The organism is Streptomyces anulatus, assembly GCF_000721175.1.
In the GTDB taxonomy this organism is placed as follows: domain Bacteria; phylum Actinomycetota; class Actinomycetes; order Streptomycetales; family Streptomycetaceae; genus Streptomyces; species Streptomyces anulatus_C.
Window position 1 is genome coordinate 67,139 of the sequence record NZ_JOEZ01000024.1, and the last position, 20,241, is coordinate 87,379.

13 protein-coding genes and 2 pseudogenes are annotated in these 20,241 nt (G+C 70.1%); 8 read left to right on the forward strand and 7 right to left on the reverse strand.

What is annotated here, in order from left to right; genetic code table 11:
* Positions 1 to 39: 39 nt before the first annotated feature.
* The 4 genes from IG90_RS0126325 to IG90_RS0126340 all read right to left on the reverse strand — a co-directional run bounded on the left by IG90_RS0126325 (position 40) and on the right by IG90_RS0126340 (position 3,407).
* Positions 40 to 759 carry an HAD family hydrolase gene (locus IG90_RS0126325; RefSeq protein WP_030589452.1) on the reverse strand — a complete coding sequence of 240 codons (720 nt, stop codon included), beginning with the start codon at positions 757 to 759 and terminating at the stop codon, positions 40 to 42.
* 97 nt (positions 760 to 856) lie between these two features.
* A complete protein-coding gene (gltX, locus tag IG90_RS0126330; RefSeq protein WP_051860257.1) occupies positions 857 to 2,326 on the reverse strand; it encodes a glutamate--tRNA ligase in 1,470 nt (489 codons plus the stop codon).
* 7 nt (positions 2,327 to 2,333) lie between these two features.
* Positions 2,334 to 3,119: a fumarylacetoacetate hydrolase family protein gene (locus IG90_RS0126335; protein ID WP_030589458.1), complete on the reverse strand. Its 786-nt coding sequence runs from the start codon at positions 3,117 to 3,119 to the stop codon at positions 2,334 to 2,336.
* 105 nt (positions 3,120 to 3,224) lie between these two features.
* Complete coding sequence (locus tag IG90_RS0126340) at positions 3,225 to 3,407, reverse strand: hypothetical protein (protein ID WP_030589460.1); 183 nt, start codon at positions 3,405 to 3,407, stop codon at positions 3,225 to 3,227.
* Positions 3,408 to 3,992: 585 nt separating this feature from the next.
* Between IG90_RS0126340 and IG90_RS0126345 the strand changes: the two genes are divergently transcribed.
* From IG90_RS0126345 to IG90_RS42460, 8 genes and pseudogenes are all read left to right on the forward strand, one after another.
* Positions 3,993 to 7,727, forward strand: coding sequence for a sensor histidine kinase (locus IG90_RS0126345; protein WP_030589462.1), 3,735 nt, complete (start codon positions 3,993 to 3,995; stop codon positions 7,725 to 7,727).
* Between the two features lie 9 nt (positions 7,728 to 7,736).
* Positions 7,737 to 8,150, forward strand: coding sequence for a roadblock/LC7 domain-containing protein (locus IG90_RS0126350; RefSeq protein WP_006127850.1), 414 nt, complete (start codon positions 7,737 to 7,739; stop codon positions 8,148 to 8,150).
* A 135-nt stretch (positions 8,151 to 8,285) separates the two neighbouring features.
* Positions 8,286 to 8,693: a DUF742 domain-containing protein gene (locus IG90_RS0126355; RefSeq protein ID WP_003966010.1), complete on the forward strand. Its 408-nt coding sequence runs from the start codon at positions 8,286 to 8,288 to the stop codon at positions 8,691 to 8,693.
* Positions 8,674 to 9,060, forward strand: a pseudogene (locus IG90_RS0126360) (GTP-binding protein); the annotation flags it as partial. The gene IG90_RS0126355 and the pseudogene IG90_RS0126360, both read left to right, overlap by 20 nt.
* Positions 9,061 to 9,409: 349 nt before the next feature.
* Entirely contained in the window at positions 9,410 to 12,655 is a 3,246-nt protein-coding gene (locus IG90_RS0126365) for a sensor histidine kinase (protein WP_030589468.1), read from the forward strand.
* 10 nt (positions 12,656 to 12,665) lie between these two features.
* Positions 12,666 to 13,079 carry a roadblock/LC7 domain-containing protein gene (locus IG90_RS0126370; RefSeq protein ID WP_006127847.1) on the forward strand — a complete coding sequence of 138 codons (414 nt, stop codon included), beginning with the start codon at positions 12,666 to 12,668 and terminating at the stop codon, positions 13,077 to 13,079.
* A 90-nt stretch (positions 13,080 to 13,169) separates the two neighbouring features.
* On the forward strand, positions 13,170 to 13,808 hold the full coding sequence (locus tag IG90_RS42455) for a DUF742 domain-containing protein (protein WP_078585410.1): 639 nt from the start codon (positions 13,170 to 13,172) through the stop codon (positions 13,806 to 13,808).
* Positions 13,789 to 14,173, forward strand: a pseudogene (locus IG90_RS42460) (GTP-binding protein); the annotation flags it as partial. The gene IG90_RS42455 and the pseudogene IG90_RS42460, both read left to right, overlap by 20 nt.
* A 65-nt stretch (positions 14,174 to 14,238) precedes the next feature.
* Here the strand turns inward: IG90_RS42460 and IG90_RS0126380 are convergent.
* From IG90_RS0126380 to IG90_RS0126390, 3 genes are all read right to left on the reverse strand, one after another.
* Entirely contained in the window at positions 14,239 to 14,442 is a 204-nt protein-coding gene (locus tag IG90_RS0126380; RefSeq protein ID WP_030589474.1) for an acyl-CoA carboxylase subunit epsilon, read from the reverse strand.
* 71 nt (positions 14,443 to 14,513) lie between these two features.
* The gene (locus IG90_RS0126385) at positions 14,514 to 16,097 is read right to left on the reverse strand and encodes an acyl-CoA carboxylase subunit beta (protein ID WP_030589479.1); all 1,584 of its coding nucleotides are present in this window, start codon (positions 16,095 to 16,097) and stop codon (positions 14,514 to 14,516) included.
* A gap of 263 nt (positions 16,098 to 16,360) precedes the next feature.
* A complete protein-coding gene (locus tag IG90_RS0126390; RefSeq protein ID WP_030589482.1) occupies positions 16,361 to 20,230 on the reverse strand; it encodes an endo-alpha-N-acetylgalactosaminidase family protein in 3,870 nt (1,289 codons plus the stop codon).
* Between the last annotated feature and the right edge of the window lie 11 nt (positions 20,231 to 20,241).

Sequence of the window (20,241 nt, forward strand, 5' to 3'; positions counted from 1 at the left end):
CCGGATCTTTCGGTCCGCTCGGGCGGCGCAGAAAGAACATTACCTGAAGGTGTCCGGCGCTCCAAAACGGGTATTGCCCGCCAGCAGACCGGGCAGCTGGTCGAGCCCATTGATCGTCACCAGATCCGGCCTCCCGCCCCTGCCCCGACGGTCGAGCCAGATCCCCGTGAGCCCGGCGGCCACGGCTGCGCTCGCGTCGATGTCGGGTTCGTTGCCCACGTACGCCACCTCGTGCGGCTCCAGCGCGAGCGCCTCGCAGGCCGCGTGGAAGGCGCCGGCCTCCGGTTTGGCGATCCCGAGCTCCACGGCGCAGACCATAGCCTCGAACCGGTCCCGGACGCCGAGCGTAGTGAGCTTGTGGTGCTGGTGGTGGGTGTTGGCGTTGGACAGGATCCCGTGCCGATAGCCGGGGACCAGCAGGTCGAGTACGGGCAGCACGTCCGGGAAGAGGGCCCAGGCGGCCTGGTAGTGGGCGGCGTGGCGCTCGAACCACGCCTCGGCCTCGGCGTCCTCCAGCTCCTGCGCGAGGAACTCCCGCACCCGGTCCCGACGCTGCCCGCGGAAGTCCGTCTCACCGGCGGTCATCCGCGCCCAGTGCCGGACGCTCAGCGCCCGCCAGGCGTCGAGGGCCACGTCCACCGTGGCGTACGCCTCGGGCAGACCCTCCTGCTCCAGGTGCCGGCGCATACCGGTGCGGTCGGCGCCCGCGTAGTCGAAGATCGTGTCGTCGATGTCCCAGAGCACGGCGCGGATCGGCATGGTTCTCACGGTAACCGTCGGAGGGCGGCCGCGGAGGGGAAAAGCCGAGGAGGGCCGCAGCCGGTCGGCCGCGGCCCTCCTGGGGGTGTGCTGTCGCTTACGCGGTCAGCTTCGCCAGCGCCGCGTCCACGCGGGCCAGGCTCTTCTCCCGGCCCAGGATCTGCAGGGACTCGAAGAGCGGCAGACCGATGGTGCGGCCGGTGACGGCGACGCGGACCGGGGCCTGCGCCTTGCCGAGCTTGAGGCCATGGGCCTCGCCGGCGGTGAGGACGGCGTTCTTCAGGGACTCCGGGTCGCTCCAGTCGGCCGCTTCCAGATGGGCGCGGGCCGTGGTCAGGAGGGCGGCCGGGTCGCCCTTCATCGCCTTGGCCCAGGAGGCCTCGTCCTCGACCGGCTCGTCGAGGAATAGGAAGTCGACGTTGTCGGTGATGTCGGAGAGCACCGTGACCCGGGTCTGTGCGTGCGGGGCGATCTCCGCCCACTTCTCCGCGTCGAAGGCCTCCGGGGCCCAGGGCGCGAAGGGGGCCCGCAGCCAGGGGCCGCAGGCCTCGGTGAAGGCCTTCACATCCAGCATGCGGATGTGCTCGGCGTTGATGTGCTCGCACTTCTTGAGGTCGAAGCGGGCCGGGTTGGCGTTGACGTCGTTGATGTCGAACGCCGCGATCAGCTCGTCCACCGAGAAGATGTCGCGGTCCTCGGCGATCGACCAGCCGAGCAGCGAGAGGTAGTTCAGCAGGCCCTCGGGGAGGAAGCCACGCTCCCGGTAGAGGTTGAGGGAGGCCTGCGGGTCGCGCTTGGAGAGCTTCTTGTTGCCCTCGCCCATGACGTACGGCAGGTGGCCGAAGGCGGGGGTGTCCTTGGCGATGCCCAGCTCGATGAGCGCCCGGTACAGGGCGATCTGGCGCGGGGTGGAGGAGAGCAGGTCCTCGCCGCGCAGGACGTGGGTGATCTCCATCAGGGCGTCGTCGACCGGGTTGACCAGCGTGTAGAGCGGGGCCCCGTTGGCGCGGACGATGCCGTAGTCCGGGACGTTCTCCGGCTGGACGGTGATGTCGCCGCGGACCAGGTCGGTGAAGGTGATGGCCTCGTCGGGCATCCGGAAGCGGACGATCGAGGAGCGGCCCTCGGCCTCGTACGCGGCCTTCTGCTCGGCGGTGAGGTCGCGGCAGTGGCCGTCGTAGCCGGACGGCTTGCCTGCGGCGCGGGCGGCGTCGCGGCGGGTGTCCAGCTCCTCGGTGGTGCAGTAGCAGGGGTAGGCGTACCCGGCGGCGAGCAGCTTCTCGGCGACGTCCCTGTACAGGTCCATCCGCTGCGACTGGCGGTACGGCGCGTGCGGGCCGCCGACCTCGGGGCCCTCGTCCCAGTCCAGGCCCAGCCAGCGCATCGAGTCGAGCAGCTGCTGGTAGGACTCCTCCGAGTCGCGCGCGGCGTCGGTGTCCTCGATCCGGAAGACCAGGGTGCCCTGGTGGTGCCGGGCGAAGGCCCAGTTGAAGAGCGCCGTCCGGACCAGGCCCACGTGCGGGTTGCCGGTCGGGGAGGGACAGAAACGGACGCGGACAGGTGCCACTGGTGCGTTAACCACGCTTGATCACCTTGTTGGTGAGAGTGCCGATGCCTTCGATGGTGACGGCGACCTCGTCGCCGACGTGCAGGGGACCGACCCCTGCGGGGGTGCCCGTGAGGATGACGTCGCCCGGGAGGAGGGTCATGGCCTCCGTGATGTGGACGATCAGGTCCTCGATGGAGCGGACCATGTCGCTCGTGCGGCCGAGCTGTCGCTGCTCGCCGTTGACCGTCGCCTGGATGGTGAGGTCGTGGGGGTCCACGTCGGTCTCCACCCAGGGGCCCAGCGGGCAGGAGGTGTCGAAGCCCTTGGCGCGGGCCCACTGCTTCTCGCGCTGCTGCACGTCGCGGGCGGTGACGTCGTTGGCGCAGGTGTAGCCGAGGATGACGTCCTTGACCCGCTCGCGGGGGACCTCGCGGCACATGCGGCCGATGACCACGGCCAGCTCGGCCTCGTGGTGCAGCTCGCTGGAGAAGGAGGGGTACTCGATCGCGTCGCCGGAGCCGATCACCGAGGTGGTGGGCTTGAAGAAGGTGATGGGCGCGTCGGGGACCTCGTGGCCGAGCTCGGCGGCGTGCTCCGCGTAGTTGCGGCCGATGGCCACGACCTTGTTGGGGAGCACGGGGGGCAGCAGCCGGACCTTGTTCAGCGGGACCTTGGTGCCCGAGAGCTCGAAGTCGGCGTACGGGATGCCCTTGATGATGTCGAGGACGAGGTCACCGGATTCCACGGTGCCCTGTCCCTCGACGGCGCCGAAGGCGACATTGCCGTCGATGGAGAACCTGGCGATGCGCACGGGATGCTGTCGCCCCTCACTTGCTGGCTGGCTGAAGACTGACGCTCCAGGCTAACGCGGTGAGAGGGGACAGCCTCGCGTATCGAAGGGGTGGCCGTGCGGGTACTACCGGGCGGCCGCGACCGGGGCTTCCATCAGGATGGTGCGGCGCGGGTTGGCCGTCACGGTCGGCAGGTCGGCGGCGTGCTCCGGCTGGAGGGGCGTCTGCAGCGCTTCGGCGTCCTTGAGGTGCGCCAGCGTGATGCGCCGGGGGTTGGCAATGTTGCGGAACATCGTCGTCGTCTTCATCTGCCGTCAGGACCCTTGTCGGTGTGGGCGTCGCTCGTCGCGGCGCCGGCTTGTCGGATTCGCCATCCCTGTAAAGCGTCAGGCTAAACATCCGATTCCCCGGTGGAGCCGGGATGAGGCGACGATCATCATGTGAGTTTGCTCACGAACTAATGGACAATTTACCGATTGCGGACAGTTGAACCCGAGTCAGAAAACGGACATTGCATCACTGAATCCATCATTCCGCTCCTGATCATCGCGACTGGGACACCCCCCACCCCTAGGTGACTCCTCCTCAATAGTCCGCTTTACCCACGATCACTCCCCACCGCTTGTTACCCGTTCATCACAGCGTGTCACTCAGGTCACAGCCCGGTACATGGGCCTTGTTGGAGATCCTGCACTGTGCTGGAATTCCACGCACCGCCGCGGGTTTCAAGGCCGGCGCGCAGGGGCGCAACGCAGCGCCGGGTGGCGGCGGGAGGGGGAAGTTCGCCGGTCACTCATACGACCACCATGGGGCGCGTCCAGCGCCCCACGAAGCCGACACCGTTCTTGTCCGCACACGCGGGCGGGACGCCTGGTCCAGAGGTTGCGACGCTAGTGCAGGGACGTTTCAAGAGGGATGGCAGCGCTCCGGCGGAACAGGAGCCGCGCGGCGGGACCGACCGCGGTTCCTCGCCCCAGCACGCCCAGAACCCCGGGCCGGCCGGTGCCGGCGACAACAGCGACCGTGCGCAGCGCCCGGGCTCCACGACGAGCGGCGGCGCGGAGCCGAACACGCCCGCGGAGTCGCGCGGCCCTGTCGACACGGGTTCGCGAATAGCGCTCCGTAACTGGCGCATCAGTACGCGACTGGTCTCACTCCTCGCCCTCCCCGTGGTCGCCGCGACCAGCCTGGGCGGTCTCAGGATCAACGAGTCCATGACCGACATGCAGCAGCTGGAGCACATGCAGCTGCTGACGAAGATGACCAAGCAGGCGACCACGCTCGCCCAGGCGCTCCAGGTGGAGCGCGACCAGTCGGCCGGTCCGCTGTCGAACAAGTCCAAGCCCACCGACTACAAGGTCACCGGACCCCGGGACAAGACCGACCGGGCCAAGGACGCCTTCCTCGACGAGACCGACTCGATCGGCGACTCCGAGGGCGACGAGGCGCTCGACAGCATCCACGCGAGCATCTCGCAGATCGCCTCCCAGCTCGGCACCATCCGTACGATCCGCAAGACGGCGTACGAAGAGGGCGCACCGAGTCTCAACACGATCGACCAGTACAACCAGCTGATCACCTCGCTGCTGAGCCTCTCGCAGGACATGGCGCAGGCGACCAGCAACCCGGAAATGATCAAGCGGACCCGGGCCCTGGCGGCGTTCTCCTCCGCCAAGGAGTACGCCTCGGTCCAGCGCGCGATCATCGCCGCGGCGCTGCCCGGCGGTTCGGTCAAGGAGCCGCACCTCAACCCGAACGACCGGCAGTTCGGCTCCAACGCGCTCGCCAAGGAGTCCCGGGCCCTCACCTCGTTCAAGACGATCTACGGGACGACCGGGGAGAGCGCCGAGGAGCTCATGGCTCCCCTGGACAACGGCAACCCGGAGATCAACGCCGGGAACATGTACGCCAAGCGGATCCTGGACACCACGAACGGGATCGAGGGCAAGCAGGTCCGGTCGTACCTGGACTGGTACGACCAGAGCACCATCAAGATCAAGGCCATGGAGACGATCGAGGCCACCCTCCTCAGCGACATGGAGGCCAAGGCCCGCGAGCTGCGCCAGGCCTCCCAGCGCGACGCGATCATCAACGGTGCGGTCATCTTCATCGTGCTCGGCGTCTCGCTCGTCGGCGCCTTCGTGGTGGCCCGCTCCATGATCCGTTCGCTGCGGCGCCTCCAGGACACCGCCACCCGGGTCGCCCAGGACCGGCTGCCGGAGCTCGTCAAGCAGCTCTCCGAGACCGACCCGCAGGACGTCGACACCTCCGTCGAGTCCGTCGGCGTGCACTCCCGGGACGAGATCGGCCAGGTGGCCGCGGCCTTCGACGACGTGCACCGCGAGGCCGTCCGCCTCGCCGCCGAGCAGGCCCTGCTCCGGGGCAACGTCAACGCGATGTTCACCAACCTCTCGCGCCGCTCCCAGGGCCTCATCCAGCGCCAGCTCTCGCTCATCTCCGAACTGGAGTCCCGCGAGGCCGACCCGGACCAGCTGTCCTCGCTCTTCAAGCTCGACCACCTCGCGACCCGCATGCGCCGTAACGGCGAGAACCTCCTCGTCCTCGCGGGCGAGGAGCCGGGCCGCCGGTGGACCCGCCCCGTCCCGCTGGTCGACGTGCTCCGTGCCGCCGCCTCCGAGGTGGAGCAGTACGAGCGCATCGAGCTGTCCGCGGTGCCCGCCACCGAGGTCGCCGGCCGCGTCGTCAACGACCTCGTGCACCTGCTCGCCGAGCTGCTGGAGAACGCCACGTCGTTCTCCTCGCCGCAGACGAAGGTCCGGGTCACCGGTCACGCGCTGCCCGACGGGCGCGTGCTCGTCGAGATCCACGACACCGGCATCGGCCTCTCCCCCGAGGACCTCGCCGCGATCAACGAGCGGCTCGCACAGCCGCCGACGGTGGACGTCTCCGTCTCCCGCCGCATGGGTCTGTTCGTGGTCGGCCGGCTGTCGCTGCGTCACGGCATCCGGATCCAGCTGCGCCCCTCCGACTCCGGCGGTACGACCGCGCTGGTCATGCTGCCCGTCGACGTCGCGCACGGCGGCAAGCAGCCGCCGTCCAAGCAGGGACCCGGTCAGCAGCCCGGCGCCCCGGGCGGTCTGCTCGCGGGCAGCGGGAACGGCGCGGGCAACGGCCAGCGCGCGGGTCTCGGCAGCGGTCCCGGCGGACCGGGTGCCAAGAGCCTCGACGGTGGACCCGCACAGCGCGGCCAGGTCGGCGCCGGCGCGGGTCCCCGGGCGGCACTGCCGGCCCGGGACGGCGCAGCGGGCCGTCCGCAGGGCCCGCAGGGCGGCCAGCCGAACAACGGCGGCGCGGGCCAGGACTTCCCTCAGGGCCAGGCTCAGGCCCCCCAGCGTCAGGGCAGCGGCGGCCTCGCGGGCGCCTTCGGCAACAGCGCCCGGCTCGGTGCCCGCGGCGCCCAGGGCGACGCGCCCGGCCGCGGTGACGCTGGGCAGCCCAACCTGTTCGGGCACGGCGCTCCGCCCTCCCCCGGGCAGAACGGCCGTCCGGGCCCGTTCGCACCGCCGAACCAGCAGAACCAGCAGGGCCCGTCCGGCTGGCAGAACCAGCAGGGGCCCGGGGCGCAGCAGCCCCAGGGGCGCCAGGAGCAGGGCGGCCCGGTCCAGGGCGGTTTCCAGCAGTCCGGCGGCCCGGGCCGTCAGCTGCCGCCGCCCGGTGGCCCGCGTGCCGAGCTGCCCGGGGGCAACCCGCAGCGGCCGGCGGCCACCAGCTGGGGCGCCGACACACCGCGTGGTCACGAGGAGCACGACGCGACCGGGCAGTTCGCCCGGCCGGCGGGCCCCGGCCAGGACCCGTCGTTCACCACTCCGCCGAACCAGCGGCCGTCGGACGACCGCCAGGGCCCCGGCGCGACCTCCGAGTTCGCCCGGCCCGACTTCTCGGCGCCGGGGACTCCCCAGGACCGTTCGTACCCGCAGCAGGATCCGCAGGGCCAGGACCCGGCGAGCACCGCGCAGTTCGCCCGGCCCGACTTCGGTGTCCCGCAGCAGTCGAACCAGAACCAGCAGGGCCAGGGCCAGTACGACCAGGGCCAGCAGCTGCCCGCGCCGCGCCAGCGCGGCCTGGACGGCAGCGACTTCGGTGCGCCGCGTCCGGCGCTGCCGCAGCAGCCGGAGGCCCTGCCGCCGGCCGGCCCCGGGGACGGCCGTACGCCGCTGTACGACACCCTGGAGACGAACTGGTTCCACGGTCCGGGCCAGGGCGGCCAGCAGCCGCCCGCCGAACCGCAGGCGCCGGCGGCTCCCGAGGCCACCGGTGTGCCGGTCCCGCCCATGCCTCAGCGTGGTGCGGCCGACACCTCGGTCACCAGTTCCTGGCGGGCCTCGCCCAATGACGAACTCGTACGCCAGGCCGAGCGGGTCAAGAAGCCCGCGGCCGGCGGTGTCACCACTTCCGGGCTGCCCCGCCGTGTTCCCCGCGCCAATTTGGTTCCGGGGACCGCACAGCAGCAGAATCACCAGTCCGGACCTCAGGTTTCGCGCGCGCCCGATGACGTGCGCGGTCGTCTGACCAATCTCCGCCGGGGCATCCAGCAGGGTCGGCAGGCCAACAACGGCCCGCAGACCGGCAGTATCCATCTCGGCCCCACTCACCAGCAGGAGCGTTAGTTGAGCCCCATGAGTCAGGCCGCGCAGAATCTGAACTGGCTGATCACCAACTTCGTGGACAACACCCCAGGGGTTTCCCACACGGTGGTGGTCTCCGCGGATGGCCTGCTGCTGGCGATGTCCGAAGGATTCCCGCGCGACCGCGCCGATCAGCTCGCGGCCGTCGCGTCCGGGCTGACCTCGCTGACCGCGGGCGCGTCCCGGATCTTCGAGGGCGGCGCCGTCAGTCAGACCGTTGTGGAGATGGAGCGGGGATTCCTCTTCCTCATGTCCATCTCCGACGGCTCGTCACTGGCCGTTCTGGCCCACCCGGACGCCGACATCGGTCTGGTCGGGTACGAAATGGCCCTCCTGGTCGACCGTGCGGGCACCGTCCTCACGCCCGACCTCCGCGCCGAGCTCCAAGGCAGTCTGCTCCACTAGACGGCCATCCAGCGGATTCACGACACGATCCCCCCAGGTAATGCCCACAACCCTCACCCGACAGGCCGCTTTAGTCCCCTCACCGGCCCCTTGCAGACGGCAAGCCGAGAACCTGCTGTCACGCCCGGAGGATTCATGACCCCGCCACCCGCCTCACCTGATCCGTACGGCGCACTGCACCACGCGTCGTACGACGGGGAAGGCGACCAGCCGCTGGTTCGTCCTTATGCCATGACCGGCGGCCGGACCCGGCCGCGCTACCAGCTCGCGATAGAGGCTCTGGTCAGCACGACGGCAGACCCGGCGCATCTGGGGACACTGCTCCCCGAGCACCAGCGGATCTGTCACCTCTGCCGTGAGGTCAAGTCGGTGGCGGAGGTGTCGGCACTTCTGTCGATGCCGCTCGGCGTCGCCCGGATCCTGGTGGCGGACCTGGCGGAAGCCGGCATGGTGGCCATCCACCAGCCGGGCAACGGAGAGGCCGGCGGCGCGCCGGATGTGACACTGCTCGAAAGGGTGCTCAGTGGACTTCGCAAGCTCTAGCGGCGGTACGGGCCGTGCCACCACCTCGGCGAAGATCGTGGTGGCGGGCGGCTTCGGCGTGGGCAAGACCACGTTCGTCGGTGCCGTTTCGGAGATCAACCCGCTGCGCACCGAGGCCGTCATGACGTCCGCGTCCGCGGGCATCGACGATCTGACCCACACCGGGGACAAGACGACGACCACCGTCGCCATGGACTTCGGCCGCATCACGCTCGACCAGGACCTGATCCTGTACCTCTTCGGTACGCCCGGTCAGGACCGTTTCTGGTTCATGTGGGACGACCTGGTCCGCGGCGCCATCGGCGCCGTCGTCCTCGTCGACACCCGCCGTCTCGCCGACTGCTTCCCCGCCGTCGACTACCACCAGGCGTAAGTCGATATCGGCATACGGAAGTTGCAGTAGTCACGCGGGGGCGGCCTGTGTCGTTTGACACGATCCGCCCCCGTGTTCATAACGTTTCGACAGAGAATTGACTCCACACCGCCACCCGATGCATCCATTCGGTGCCACTGCGCTCACATGAGCCCCGCCTTTTGGCGGGGCTCGCTCTTTATGCCCGTTTTATCTGAGGTCTGCGCCACTCGGAATCGAAGATTCCGAGTGTTTGGAACGGGGCCGGTCCCCGTGCTGCAATTCGACGAACTCCCCAGTAGTACGGCCCTGAACGAATAATCCGGCACAGCGTAGGTGCCGACGCCGAGAGGTTGTTGGTCGAGTGAGGCGAAGCAACGAGGGCTCCGCGGCGCAGCCCGAGCGGGGCAACTTCACCCCGCCGTCGCGCGCTGCGGCGTCCCCTGCGGCTGTGCCCGGCACGGAGCCCGCGGAGGGGGGCAGCACCAGCCGGATGTCCCCGCGCAACTGGCGTGTGGCCACCCGGCTGAACGCGATCCTCCTGATCCCGGTGCTGGTCGGCCTGGTCATGGGCGGCTTCCAGGTGAAGGGCTCCATCGACACCTGGAGCGAGGCGCAGGACGCCGAGAAGATCGCGGTCGTCGTGCGCGCCGCGTCCGAGTACGGACAGGCGCTCCTGAACGAGCGGGACCTCACCGCCGAGCCGCTGCTCTCGGGTGACCGTGACGCCGATGTGGTCGAGCAGACCCGGGCCGTCACCGACGAGGCGGCCCGGAAGTTCGACGCCGCGGTCAAGGACATGCCGTCGAAGCCGGGCCTGGAGCGCCGGCTGCAGCTCTTCAAGGGCGAGGAGCCCAAGCTCCCCGAACTGCGCAAGGCCGCCTACTCGCAGGCCCTGGACCCGGTGAAGACCGAAGAGGGCTACGTCCAGGTCCAGCACTCGCTGATGGAGTTCTCCAACGAGCTCGGCCTCGGCACCGGCAACATCACCAGTTACGGCCGTACCGTCTACGCGATCGAGCTGTCCAAAGCTGCAGAATCGCTTCAGCGCTCGATCGGCATGCACCTGCTGGTGCGCCCGAGCCAGAAGCCGGGCACGTACAACGACCAGGTCAAGGCCTTCGGCTCGTACAACTACCTGGAGCAGATCGCGCTCGGCGAGTTCAACTCCGGCGGCACCCAGGCCGACGTCGACCGCCTCAAGCAGGTCATGGCGGGCAAGGCCGCCGAGGGCGCCAGGCAGCTCAAGGCCGCCAAGGAGCAGGCCGAGGCCGCGGGCAAGCCCTTCGTGTCCCCGCCGAGCATCGACGGTTCGGTCTTCGACGGCATGGCCCAGGAGATCGGCAAGGGCCAGGACCCGAAGGACCTGGCGGCCAAGGGCATCACGCCCGAGACCTGGATGGCCGCGGCGACCGCGAAGTTCGAGGGGTACGCCACGGTCGAGGACGAGCTGGTCACCAAGGCGGTGGACGAGGCCGCGAACATCTCCTCCGACGCCAAGACCGACGCCATCGTCAACGGCCTCATCGTCGTCATCGCGCTGCTGGCCGCGTTCATCCTGGCCGGGCTCATGGCCCGCCAGATGAGCCGCTCGATGCGCCAGCTGCGCACCGCCGCCTTCTCGATCGCGGAGCAGCGGCTGCCCTCCCTCGTCGACCAGCTCTCGCGCACCGACCCGGGCCGGGTCGACACCCGGGTGCAGCCGATCCCGATCACCACGCAGGACGAGATCGGCGAGGTCGCCCGCGCCTTCGACCAGGTGCACCGCGAGGCCGTCCGGCTCGCCGCCGAGCAGGCCATGCTGCGGGGCAACGTCAACGCGATCTTCACGAACCTCTCGCGCCGCAACCAGTCGCTCATCGAGGGCCAGCTGACCCTCATCACCGACCTGGAGAACAACGAGGCCGACCCGGACCAGCTGGAGAGCCTCTTCAAGCTGGACCACCTGGCGACCCGTATGCGCCGCAACGGCGAGAACCTGCTCGTCCTCGCGGGCGAGGAGCCCGGCCGCCGCTGGAACCAGCCGGTTCCGCTGGTCGACGTCCTGCGGGCCGCCTCCTCCGAGGTGGAGTCCTACGAGCGCATCCAGCTCACCGGCGTACCGGAGAGCGAGATCCACGGCCAGGCCGTCACCGACCTCGTGCACCTGCTGGCCGAGCTGCTGGAGAACGCGACCACGTTCTCCTCGCCGCAGACCAAGGTCAGGGTCACCGCTACCCGGCTGCCCGACGGCCGCGTCATGGTCGAGATCCACGACAAGGGCATCGGCCTCACCGCGGAGGACTTCGCCGACATCAACCACAAGCTGGCCAACCCGCCGACCGTGGACGCCGCGGTGTCCCAGCGCATGGGCCTGTTCGTGGTCGGCCGGCTGGCCGACCGGCACGGGATCCGGGTCCAGCTGCGCCCCTCGGGCGAGCAGGCCGGGACCACCTCGCTGGTCATGCTGCCGGACGTCATCACCCACGGTGGCGGTGGCGAACCGGGCGGCGGCCAGGACGACTTCACCGTCTCCTCGATCATCCCCGAGCAGCAGCAGGCCTTCGAGCCGGCGCCGCAGCAGGCCCCGATGCGCACGGCGGCGGAGCTCGGCTTCGACGACTCGCGCTACGAGGTCCCGGCGGACCCGGGTCAGCTGGACCCGGTCAACCGCTCGCTGATGCGCGAGGAGCGCAGGGCGGCCCTGGAGGCCCAGACGGGCGGCCCCTTCGGGGACGACTCCCAGGAGCGGCAGGGCTACGCACCGGAGTCGTACGCGGGCGACCCGTACGGCGGGCAGCAGCAGCCGCAGCAGGGTTACGCCGACGAGCGCTACGGCCAGGACCGGTACGGGCAGCAGCCGCAGCAGCAGGATCCGTACCAGGGGTCGTACGAGCAGCAGCAGTACGGCGCCGAGGACGGCTATCCGCAGCAGCGGGATCAGCAGCAGGGGCAGCAGCACCCGGGAGACGGTTACGCGGAATCGGCATATGCCGTTCCGGACGACCGGCAGGGCCAGTTCGCCGACCCGTACGCGGCTCCGGCGGACCAGGCGCACCAGGATGACTGGCCTGTTCAGAGCGGTTTCCGACACGCTTATGAGCCGATTGCTCCCGCCGAATCGGAATCTGATCCGAGCACGCCCGCGGAGCCTTCGGAGCGCGTAGGCTTCGAGCGTCCGGGACCCACCCCGAACGTCGGCCACGAGCTGACCGAAGCCGGTCTGCCGCGCCGCGGCGGTCAGCAGCACTGGCAGCCCGGCCCCGGCGGCCACGGCGACGACCAGCCCGCTCCGACTCCTCAGCGGCAGCCGCAGCAGGAACAGCGGCAGGACCCGCAGACGGACGGGGACGGCACCGACGACTGGCGCTCGACGAACGACGAGCGCTGGGAGCGGGCCGAGAAGCTCCGTGAGCCGAAGGCGGGCGGAATAACCCCCTCCGGTCTCCCCCGGCGCGTGCCCAAGGCCAACCTGGTCGAGGGCACGGCGGAGCAGACCCAGCAGGGCGGCCCACAGGTCTCCCGCGCGCCCGAGGACGTCCGCGGCAGGTTGAGCAACCTGCGGCGGGGGATCCAGCGGGGCCGCAGCGCGGGGTCGGACACCAGTACCACCTACAACCAGGAGCGTTAGTGTGAGCCCGATGAGCCAGGCGGCGCAGAATCTCAACTGGTTGATCACCAATTTCGTGGACAACACCCCCGGGGTGTCGCACACGGTGGTGGTCTCCGCCGACGGACTCCTGCTGGCGATGTCCGAAGGTTTCCCGCGCGACCGCGCCGACCAGCTGGCGGCCGTCGCCTCCGGTCTGACGTCGCTGACCGCGGGCGCCTCGCGGATCTTCGAGGGCGGCGCCGTGAACCAGACCGTTGTGGAGATGGAGCGAGGATTCCTCTTCATCATGTCCATTTCCGATGGATCTTCGCTCGCCGTTCTGGCCCACCCGGACGCCGATATCGGTCTGGTTGGGTATGAAATGGCCCTTCTGGTGGACCGCGCGGGCAGTGTCCTGACTCCGGACCTCCGCGCCGAGCTTCAGGGAAGTCTTCTTAACTAGTAGACAGACAGTGCGTTTCTCGCCACCGCGCCATAAGGTGCGGTGGCGCGGCCCCACTGGGATCGGCGACCGGCAGTCGGAGGAGGAAACGTGGCAGCACCCACAGACGGGCACCCATACAACGGTGACCAGAGGGTTCCGGGTGAGCACGGTGACAACCGTTTCGGCTTCCCTGCCGCACCCGGTGGGCAGGGACCCGGGCAGTATCAGCCATACCAGCAGCAGCCGCAGGGCGCTCACGGCTCCCAGGGGTCCGAGTGGCCTCCGCAGCAGCCGGGGGCGGGGTGGCCGCAGCAACCGCAGCAGCCCCAGCGGTACGACGCGCCCCAGCAGCCGCGCAGTCAGCCGGTGCAGCATCGGCGGGCTCCCGAGCCCGCCCCCGCCGCGCACAACCCGCTGGTCCGTCCGTACGCCATGACCGGCGGCCGGACCCGACCGCGTTACCAGCTCGCCATCGAGGCGCTGGTCAGCACCACGGCCGATCCGTCCCGGCTGCAAGGGCAGTTGCCCGAGCACCAGCGGATCTGCCGGCTCTGCATCGAGATCAAGTCGGTGGCCGAGATCTCGGCCCTTCTCTCGATCCCCCTCGGCGTTGCCCGGATCCTCGTCGCCGACCTGGCCGAGGCCGGACTCGTCGCTATCCATCAGCCCGGCGGCGACGAGGCCGCCGGCGGCCAGCCAGATGTGACACTGCTCGAAAGGGTGCTCAGTGGACTTCGCAAGCTCTAGCGGCGGAGCGGCCCGCTCCACTACCTCGGCGAAGATCGTGGTGGCAGGGGGCTTCGGCGTGGGTAAGACCACGTTTGTCGGTGCCGTTTCGGAGATCAACCCGCTGCGCACCGAAGCCGTGATGACGTCCGCCTCGGCGGGCATCGACGATCTGACCCATACCGGGGACAAGACCACCACGACGGTGGCCATGGACTTCGGACGCATCACCCTGGACCAGGACCTGATCCTGTACCTCTTCGGTACGCCCGGTCAGGACCGCTTCTGGTTCATGTGGGACGACCTGGTCCGCGGCGCCATCGGCGCCGTCGTCCTCGTCGACACCCGCCGTCTCGCCGACTGCTTCCCCGCCGTCGACTACCGTACGTACGAGAAGGGCCCCGCACTCCTGAAGGAGTGCGGGGCCCTTCTCCGTGAGCCGTACGGGCGGTCAGCCCTGCCAGCTGTGCGGGGCGCGGAAGCCCGGCGTGCGCTCCAGGCGGCGCCAGCCGGCGGTGTCCCGGCCCCGGTGGGCGGGGGCGGCGGGCTGGGTGGCGGCGCGGGCCATCAGGACGGCGGTGATGGCCGCCAGCTCCTCGGGGTCGGCGTGACCCCTCTCGACGCGCAGGACGGACTCGGCGGACGTCAGGCTCATGGTGGGGTGTCTCCGTCTTCTCGGCAGGATGTCGTGGACCGTGCGGCGGATCGCGCCGCTGCGGAGGATGACTACTGCGGGGGGTTGCCGTGCTTGCGGGACGGCAGGTCGGCGTGCTTGTTGCGGAGCATGGCGAGCGAGGCGATGAGCACCTCGCGGGTCTCGGCGGGGTCGATGACGTCGTCGACGAGGCCGCGCTCGGCCGCGTAGTAAGGGTGCATCAGCTCGGCCTTGTACTCCTTGACCATGCGGGTGCGCATGGCCTCGGGGTCCTCGGCGTCGGCGATCTGGCGGCGGAAGATGACGTTGGCGGCGCCCTCGGCGCCCATCACCGCGATCTCGTTGGTGGGCCAGGCGTAGGTGAGGTCGGCCCCGATGGACTGGCTGTCCATGACGATGTACGCGCCTCCGTAGGCCTTCCGCAGGATCAGCGAGATCCGCGGCACGGTGGCGTTGCAGTAGGCGTACAGCAGCTTCGCGCCGTGGCGGATGATCCCACCGTGCTCCTGGTCCACGCCCGGCAGGAAGCCGGGGACGTCCAGAAGGGTGATGATCGGAATGTTGAAAGCGTCGCACATCTGGACGAAACGTGCGGCCTTCTCGGAGGCCTCGATGTCCAGGACCCCCGCCAGCGCCTGCGGCTGGTTGGCGACGATGCCGACGACCTGGCCGTCGAGGCGGGCCATCGCGCAGATGATGTTGCGGGCCCAGCGCTCGTGGATCTCCAGGTAGTCGCCGTCGTCGACGAGCTCCTCGATCACCTTGTGCATGTCGTACGGGCGGTTGCCGTCGGCCGGGACCAGGTCAAGGAGGACGTCGCCGCGCCGGTCGGCGGGGTCGTCGCTCTCGACCGTGGGCGGGTTCTCGCGGTTGTTGGAGGGCAGCATCCCGATGAGGTAGCGGACCTCGGCGATGCAGGTCTCCTCGTCGTCGTACGCGAAGTGCGCGACACCGGAGGTCTCGGCGTGCACGTCCGCGCCGCCGAGGCCGTTCTGGGTGATCTCCTCACCGGTGACCGCCTTCACGACGTCCGGTCCGGTGATGAACATCTGCGAGGTCTCACGGACCATGAACACGAAGTCGGTGAGCGCCGGGCTGTAGGCGGCGCCGCCCGCGCACGGGCCGAGCATCACGCTGATCTGCGGGATGACGCCCGAGGCGCGCGTGTTGCGCTGGAAGATGCCGCCGTAGCCGGCGAGCGCCGAGACGCCCTCCTGGATACGGGCGCCGGCGCCGTCGTTCAGCGACACCAGCGGGGCGCCCGCCGAGATGGCCATGTCCATGATCTTGTGGATCTTCGTGGCGTGCGCCTCGCCCAGCGCCCCGCCGAAGATCCGGAAGTCGTGCGCGTAGACGAAGACCGTGCGGCCCTCGACGGTGCCCCAGCCGGTGATGACACCGTCGGTGTAGGGCTTCTTGGCCTCCAGGCCGAAGCCGGTGGCGCGGTGCCGGCGGAGCTGCTCGACCTCCTTGAACGAACCCGCGTCCAGCAGCAGCTCGATGCGCTCGCGCGCGGTCAGCTTCCCCTTGGCGTGCTGCGCCTCGGTCGCCCGCTCGCTCGGTCCACGCCGCGCCTGCTCACGCAGGGCCAGCAGTTCGGCCACCCGGCCTCGGGCGTCGTTCGGCTCACCCTGGGTTTCGTCCACAACGGTCATGTACTGACCCTACGAACCCCGGCCCAGAATTCGTGCCGTCGACTCCGAACAGTCTCCTGCTCGGTTTCGTGGTGGAAGTGAACAGAACCACGGCAGCATGCAGGCGATCCACCAGCGAATCGCCGCCTCCGGTTGTGCAGACTCCACAAAAGTGCGATGTGCCGTGGGCCACACGCCCCTGAGGGGGCCCGAAGGCCCCCTCAGTATGGCCCAGCACTGTTCAGCCGGGCTCCACCGCACCTCGACCGCCGTTCGACGGAGATTCAACTTCCGCAGTGGAAAACGGCGTTGCCCCAATCGGCGTGGTCGTTGCCGTTGCCGTCGCCGCTGTCCTGGACGGTCAGCTCGACATACTTCGCGCCGGTGACGTCGGCGGTGAGCTGCCAGGCGGGGTCGGCCGCCGCCAGCACCGGTGAGGTGACCTTCTCCGTGCCGTCGGCGGTGACCGAGAACCGCACACTGCCCCGGGTGGCCTGGACGTCGTCCACGCCCACCTCGGCGGTGAGGGAGGTGCACTTCCCGCCCAGGTAGTAACGGATCTTCGCCGGGGCGTGCGTGCCCAGGCCCTTGGCGTAGTGGACGCCGCCGATCTTCAGGGGACCGCCGTCGCCGGCCCCGGCCTCCCCGTTGGACCGGTCGCGCTCGACCGGGCCCCAGCCGTTGTCCGAGGCGGTCCAGTCGAGATCACTGGCCCAGCTGTCCTCGGTGGGCGGCGGCGGCAGCGTACGGACCGAGGTCCCGGCGCCGAGGGTGCGAGCGGCTCCCCCGACGGTGTACGTGGCCTCCGCGTCCAGCGCGTACGTGTCGTAGGGGGCGTCGACCGGCGGGGTGACCCGCCAGCTGCCGGTGACCTTCGCGCCCGGGGCCACCGATGCGAAGTCGACCGCGCCCACGGGCTCGGCCTTCCAGCCCTCGGGCACGGTCAGCGTGAGCTTCACGCCGGTGGCGGCACTCGCCTCGTCGTTGCCGAAGGTCGCCTTCACCGTGTTCGGGGCGCCCGGCTCCAGGGTCTCGGCGTCGGCGGCCACGCCGAGCGTGCCGCAGACGGCCTCCTGCCCGGCGGGGGCCGGTCCGAGGTCGGTCACGGTGAAGCCGTCGAGCACGAAGTCCGCGCCCTCGGGTGCTCCGGACAGCTTGCGCAGCCCGGTCCAGGTGTCTCCGCAGCCCGCCGTGAGCGTCCGGCTGAACTGCCCGGTGGTGCGCTGCTGCCCGATCGGGGTGGCCCGGGTCTCGGTCGAGGAGGCCTTGCCGCCGGCGACGCGGTCGTAGCCCTCGACCCAGCTGTAGGCGCCCGCGTGGCTGGACTGGTAGGCGAACTCGACCTGGTACCGGTGGCCGTCCTTCATCGGGACGGTCCAGGGGGCGGTGCGGTAGACGAGACCGGTGTTCTCCTCGTGGGACTTCAGGGACTCCTTTCCGCCGAGCACGTCGTCGACCCGCTTCCCGTTCCAGCCGGACTGGGTGTACGGGGCGTGGAGCTGCGAAATGCTGGTGCGGGGGTCGGTGGAACCGCCCGCGTCGCCCTTGAGGAAGGGGCCCCACCCCTGGTCGACGGCCTCGAAGTCCTCGTACGCCACCGTGCCGGTGCGGGTCGCGGGGGCGTTCTCGACGATCCGTACGTCATCGGCGCGGACCTTCGCCGTGCTGCCGGCCGCCGCCTCGATGCGGAGGGTGGTGCGGCCGTTCGCGGGAGCGGTGAAGTTGACCTTGGCGCGCTGGAAGGACGTGCCGTGCCAGTCGGACGCGGCGACGAAGTCCTCGGCCGTGGAGCGCTCGACGGCCACGGACTTCCCGCCGGCGCTCAGGGTGGTGCGGCGGCTCTCGCCGGGCTCGACCTCGACGAGGGCGGATGCGGTGTAGCGCTCGCCCGGTTCGAGGCCGGTGACGGTCTGGGAGAGCGAGGCCTTGACGGAGCCGGAGAGTTCGGCGCTGTTGCGGCCCTGTTCGTCGGTGTCGCGGACGGCGGTGCCGGACTTCGTCCAGCCCTTCAGGTCACGGTCGTTGAAGCCGGGGTCCTTGAGCCTGGTCCCCTTCCCCCAGTCGGGGGAGGTCTCCTTCGGCGCCCGGTCGGGGTACAGGACGTAGGCCTGTCCCGCGGTGGCGGTCAGTGTGATCTTCCCGTGCGCGGGGCGGACGGTGGTGACCTTCTCTCGGCCGTTGTCGGTCAGCTCGTAGAGGGTGTACGCGCCTTTGCCGGGCACCTCCCAGCTGCTGGTGCCGCCGGTCTCGCTGTAGTGGTACAGCTTCTTGCCGCCGTCCCACGGCAGCAGGTAGTCGGTGCCGCTGAGCACCTTGCGGCCCTGGTCGTAGAAGGTTCGCTCGCCGTCCTCGACCGTGCCGCGCACCCCGCCGGTGAAGGTGATGTCGTTGCCGTCCCAGCGGGTGATCCTCTGCTGCTGGAGGTACTTCGCGGGCAGGTTCTTCTGCCAGATGTTGGCGGTGAAGGCGTTCCAGTCGGTCTCGCCGGTCCAGCCCTCGAAGTCCTCCAGGGCGCTCTGGCCGAGGACCGGGTCGTTGTTCCAGATGTCCTTCTCGCCGTTGCGGACGAACCGGATGATCTGCGAGTTCAGGCCCTTGTTGGTGGCTCCGCCGTAGTTGAGGTCGTTGGCCCAGTGCGACCAGAGCGAGGCGCGCTCGAACTTGTCGGCCCACTCGGTGCCGACGGTCCAGCCCTGCTTCTGCACGGCCTGGATCGTCTTGTCGGCGATCCAGCCGTGGCTGTAGTAGACGTCGATGTAGAGGAAGTCGAGGTTCTCGTCGGTCTCGTCGCGCAGTTGCTGGAAGCGCTTCGCCAGGTCGCCGCTGTTGATGTCGCGGCGCTGGTCGATGTAGTAGCTCTGGTTGAGCCAGTTCCAGCCGGGCTTGGTCTTGTCGACGAGCTGCTCGGAGAAGGCGTTCGCCTCCGGGTAGGACTCGGTGGCGTTCACATGGACGCCGAAGTCGGCGCCCCACTTCTTGCCGTCCTTGAGGAGGGTGTTGAGGTCCTTCAGCCCGCCGGCCCGCTTGTTGTAGTTGCCGCCGTAGTCCGGGGGGGCGGAGTCGTGGCCCTCGGAGCCGTACCCCTTGAGGACGGCGAGCTGCCCGAGGCCGTCGGTGGCCTTCGAGATCCGCTTGACGTCGTCCAGGGTGCGCAGGAACGGGTGGGTGGCCTGGCTGGCGAAGTTGAACGGGATGTGGGTGACGACCCGCTTCGCGGTCTCCTCGCTGCCGGGCGCGGTGACGGCGATCGAGCGGAAGGCCACGGCCCCGTCCTGCCAGTCGACGGCCTTGTCTCCGTTGGCGTCCGGGGTGACGACGACCTTGGCCCACGGCAGGTTCTCGCCGCTCTCGGGCTTCGGGGCGCCCTCGCCCCGGTAGGTCCACTGGCCGGACCAGACGCCGACGCGGACGCCGCCGTCCCCCTCGGTGCGCGCCTGGTGCCAGAAGCGGGCGTCGTCGCCGCCGGTGGCCCCGGCGGGCTTGTCGTACGAGGAGTTGGACTCGACGGCCGCGGCGAGCGAGCCGTTGTTGAGGATCGCGTAACTGGCCCCGACGGGTGCGGCGTCGGGCTCGGTCCCCCCGGTGATCTTCGCGAACACGTCGGCGGTGCGGGTGGAGTCCGGGTCGAGCTTCGTGAACGCGGTGGCGGCCCCGGCCTCGGTGGACCCGACGGAGATCAGGTCGTGCCCCGGAATGTCGATCGTGCCGACCCGGAAGGCTTCGGTGTCGCGGACGGCGGTGACCTTGAAGGTGGTGGCCCGCCCGGAGACGGTGAGCGAGGCGTCGATCTCGACGCCCGGCAGGGAGTCGAAAGCGAGGGTGTAGCGGGCGGCGGAGCGGGTGACCGTCGGCGCGCCCTTGCGCTTCACCGGGTGGGCGGTCCCGTTGAGCGTGACGGCGGTGACCGGCCGGGTACTGCCGAGCAACTGCTCGCCGCTCGCCCGGTCGGTGTACGACAGGACGCGCGGGAAGTCGTCGGCGACGGTGACGGCGAGCCGGTCGGACCGGATGACGGCGGAGCCGTCGGCCGCCGCCGCCCCGGCCGGGGAGGGGGACGGATCGGCGGCTGCGGCGGGGAGGGCGGCCCCCACGAGCGCCAGGACGGCTGCGGAGGCCGCGGCGACGAGGCCGGGGCGAGGGAATCTTGGCGACATGGCCCCTGAGT

What these genes read in the sequence shown, in the direction of transcription:
- IG90_RS0126350 (WP_006127850.1), top strand. Translation starts at nt 7,737, where the DNA reads ATGAGTCAGGCCGCGCAGAATCTGAACTGGCTGATCACCAACTTCGTG.
- IG90_RS0126380 (WP_030589474.1), bottom strand. Translation starts at nt 14,442, where the DNA reads ATGAGCCTGACGTCCGCCGAGTCCGTCCTGCGCGTCGAGAGGGGTCAC.
- IG90_RS0126340 (WP_030589460.1), bottom strand. Translation starts at nt 3,407, where the DNA reads ATGAAGACGACGACGATGTTCCGCAACATTGCCAACCCCCGGCGCATC.
- IG90_RS0126355 (WP_003966010.1), top strand. Translation starts at nt 8,286, where the DNA reads ATGACCCCGCCACCCGCCTCACCTGATCCGTACGGCGCACTGCACCAC.
- IG90_RS0126390 (WP_030589482.1), bottom strand. Translation starts at nt 20,230, where the DNA reads ATGTCGCCAAGATTCCCTCGCCCCGGCCTCGTCGCCGCGGCCTCCGCA.
- IG90_RS0126385 (WP_030589479.1), bottom strand. Translation starts at nt 16,097, where the DNA reads ATGACCGTTGTGGACGAAACCCAGGGTGAGCCGAACGACGCCCGAGGC.
- IG90_RS0126325 (WP_030589452.1), bottom strand. Translation starts at nt 759, where the DNA reads ATGCCGATCCGCGCCGTGCTCTGGGACATCGACGACACGATCTTCGAC.
- IG90_RS0126370 (WP_006127847.1), top strand. Translation starts at nt 12,666, where the DNA reads ATGAGCCAGGCGGCGCAGAATCTCAACTGGTTGATCACCAATTTCGTG.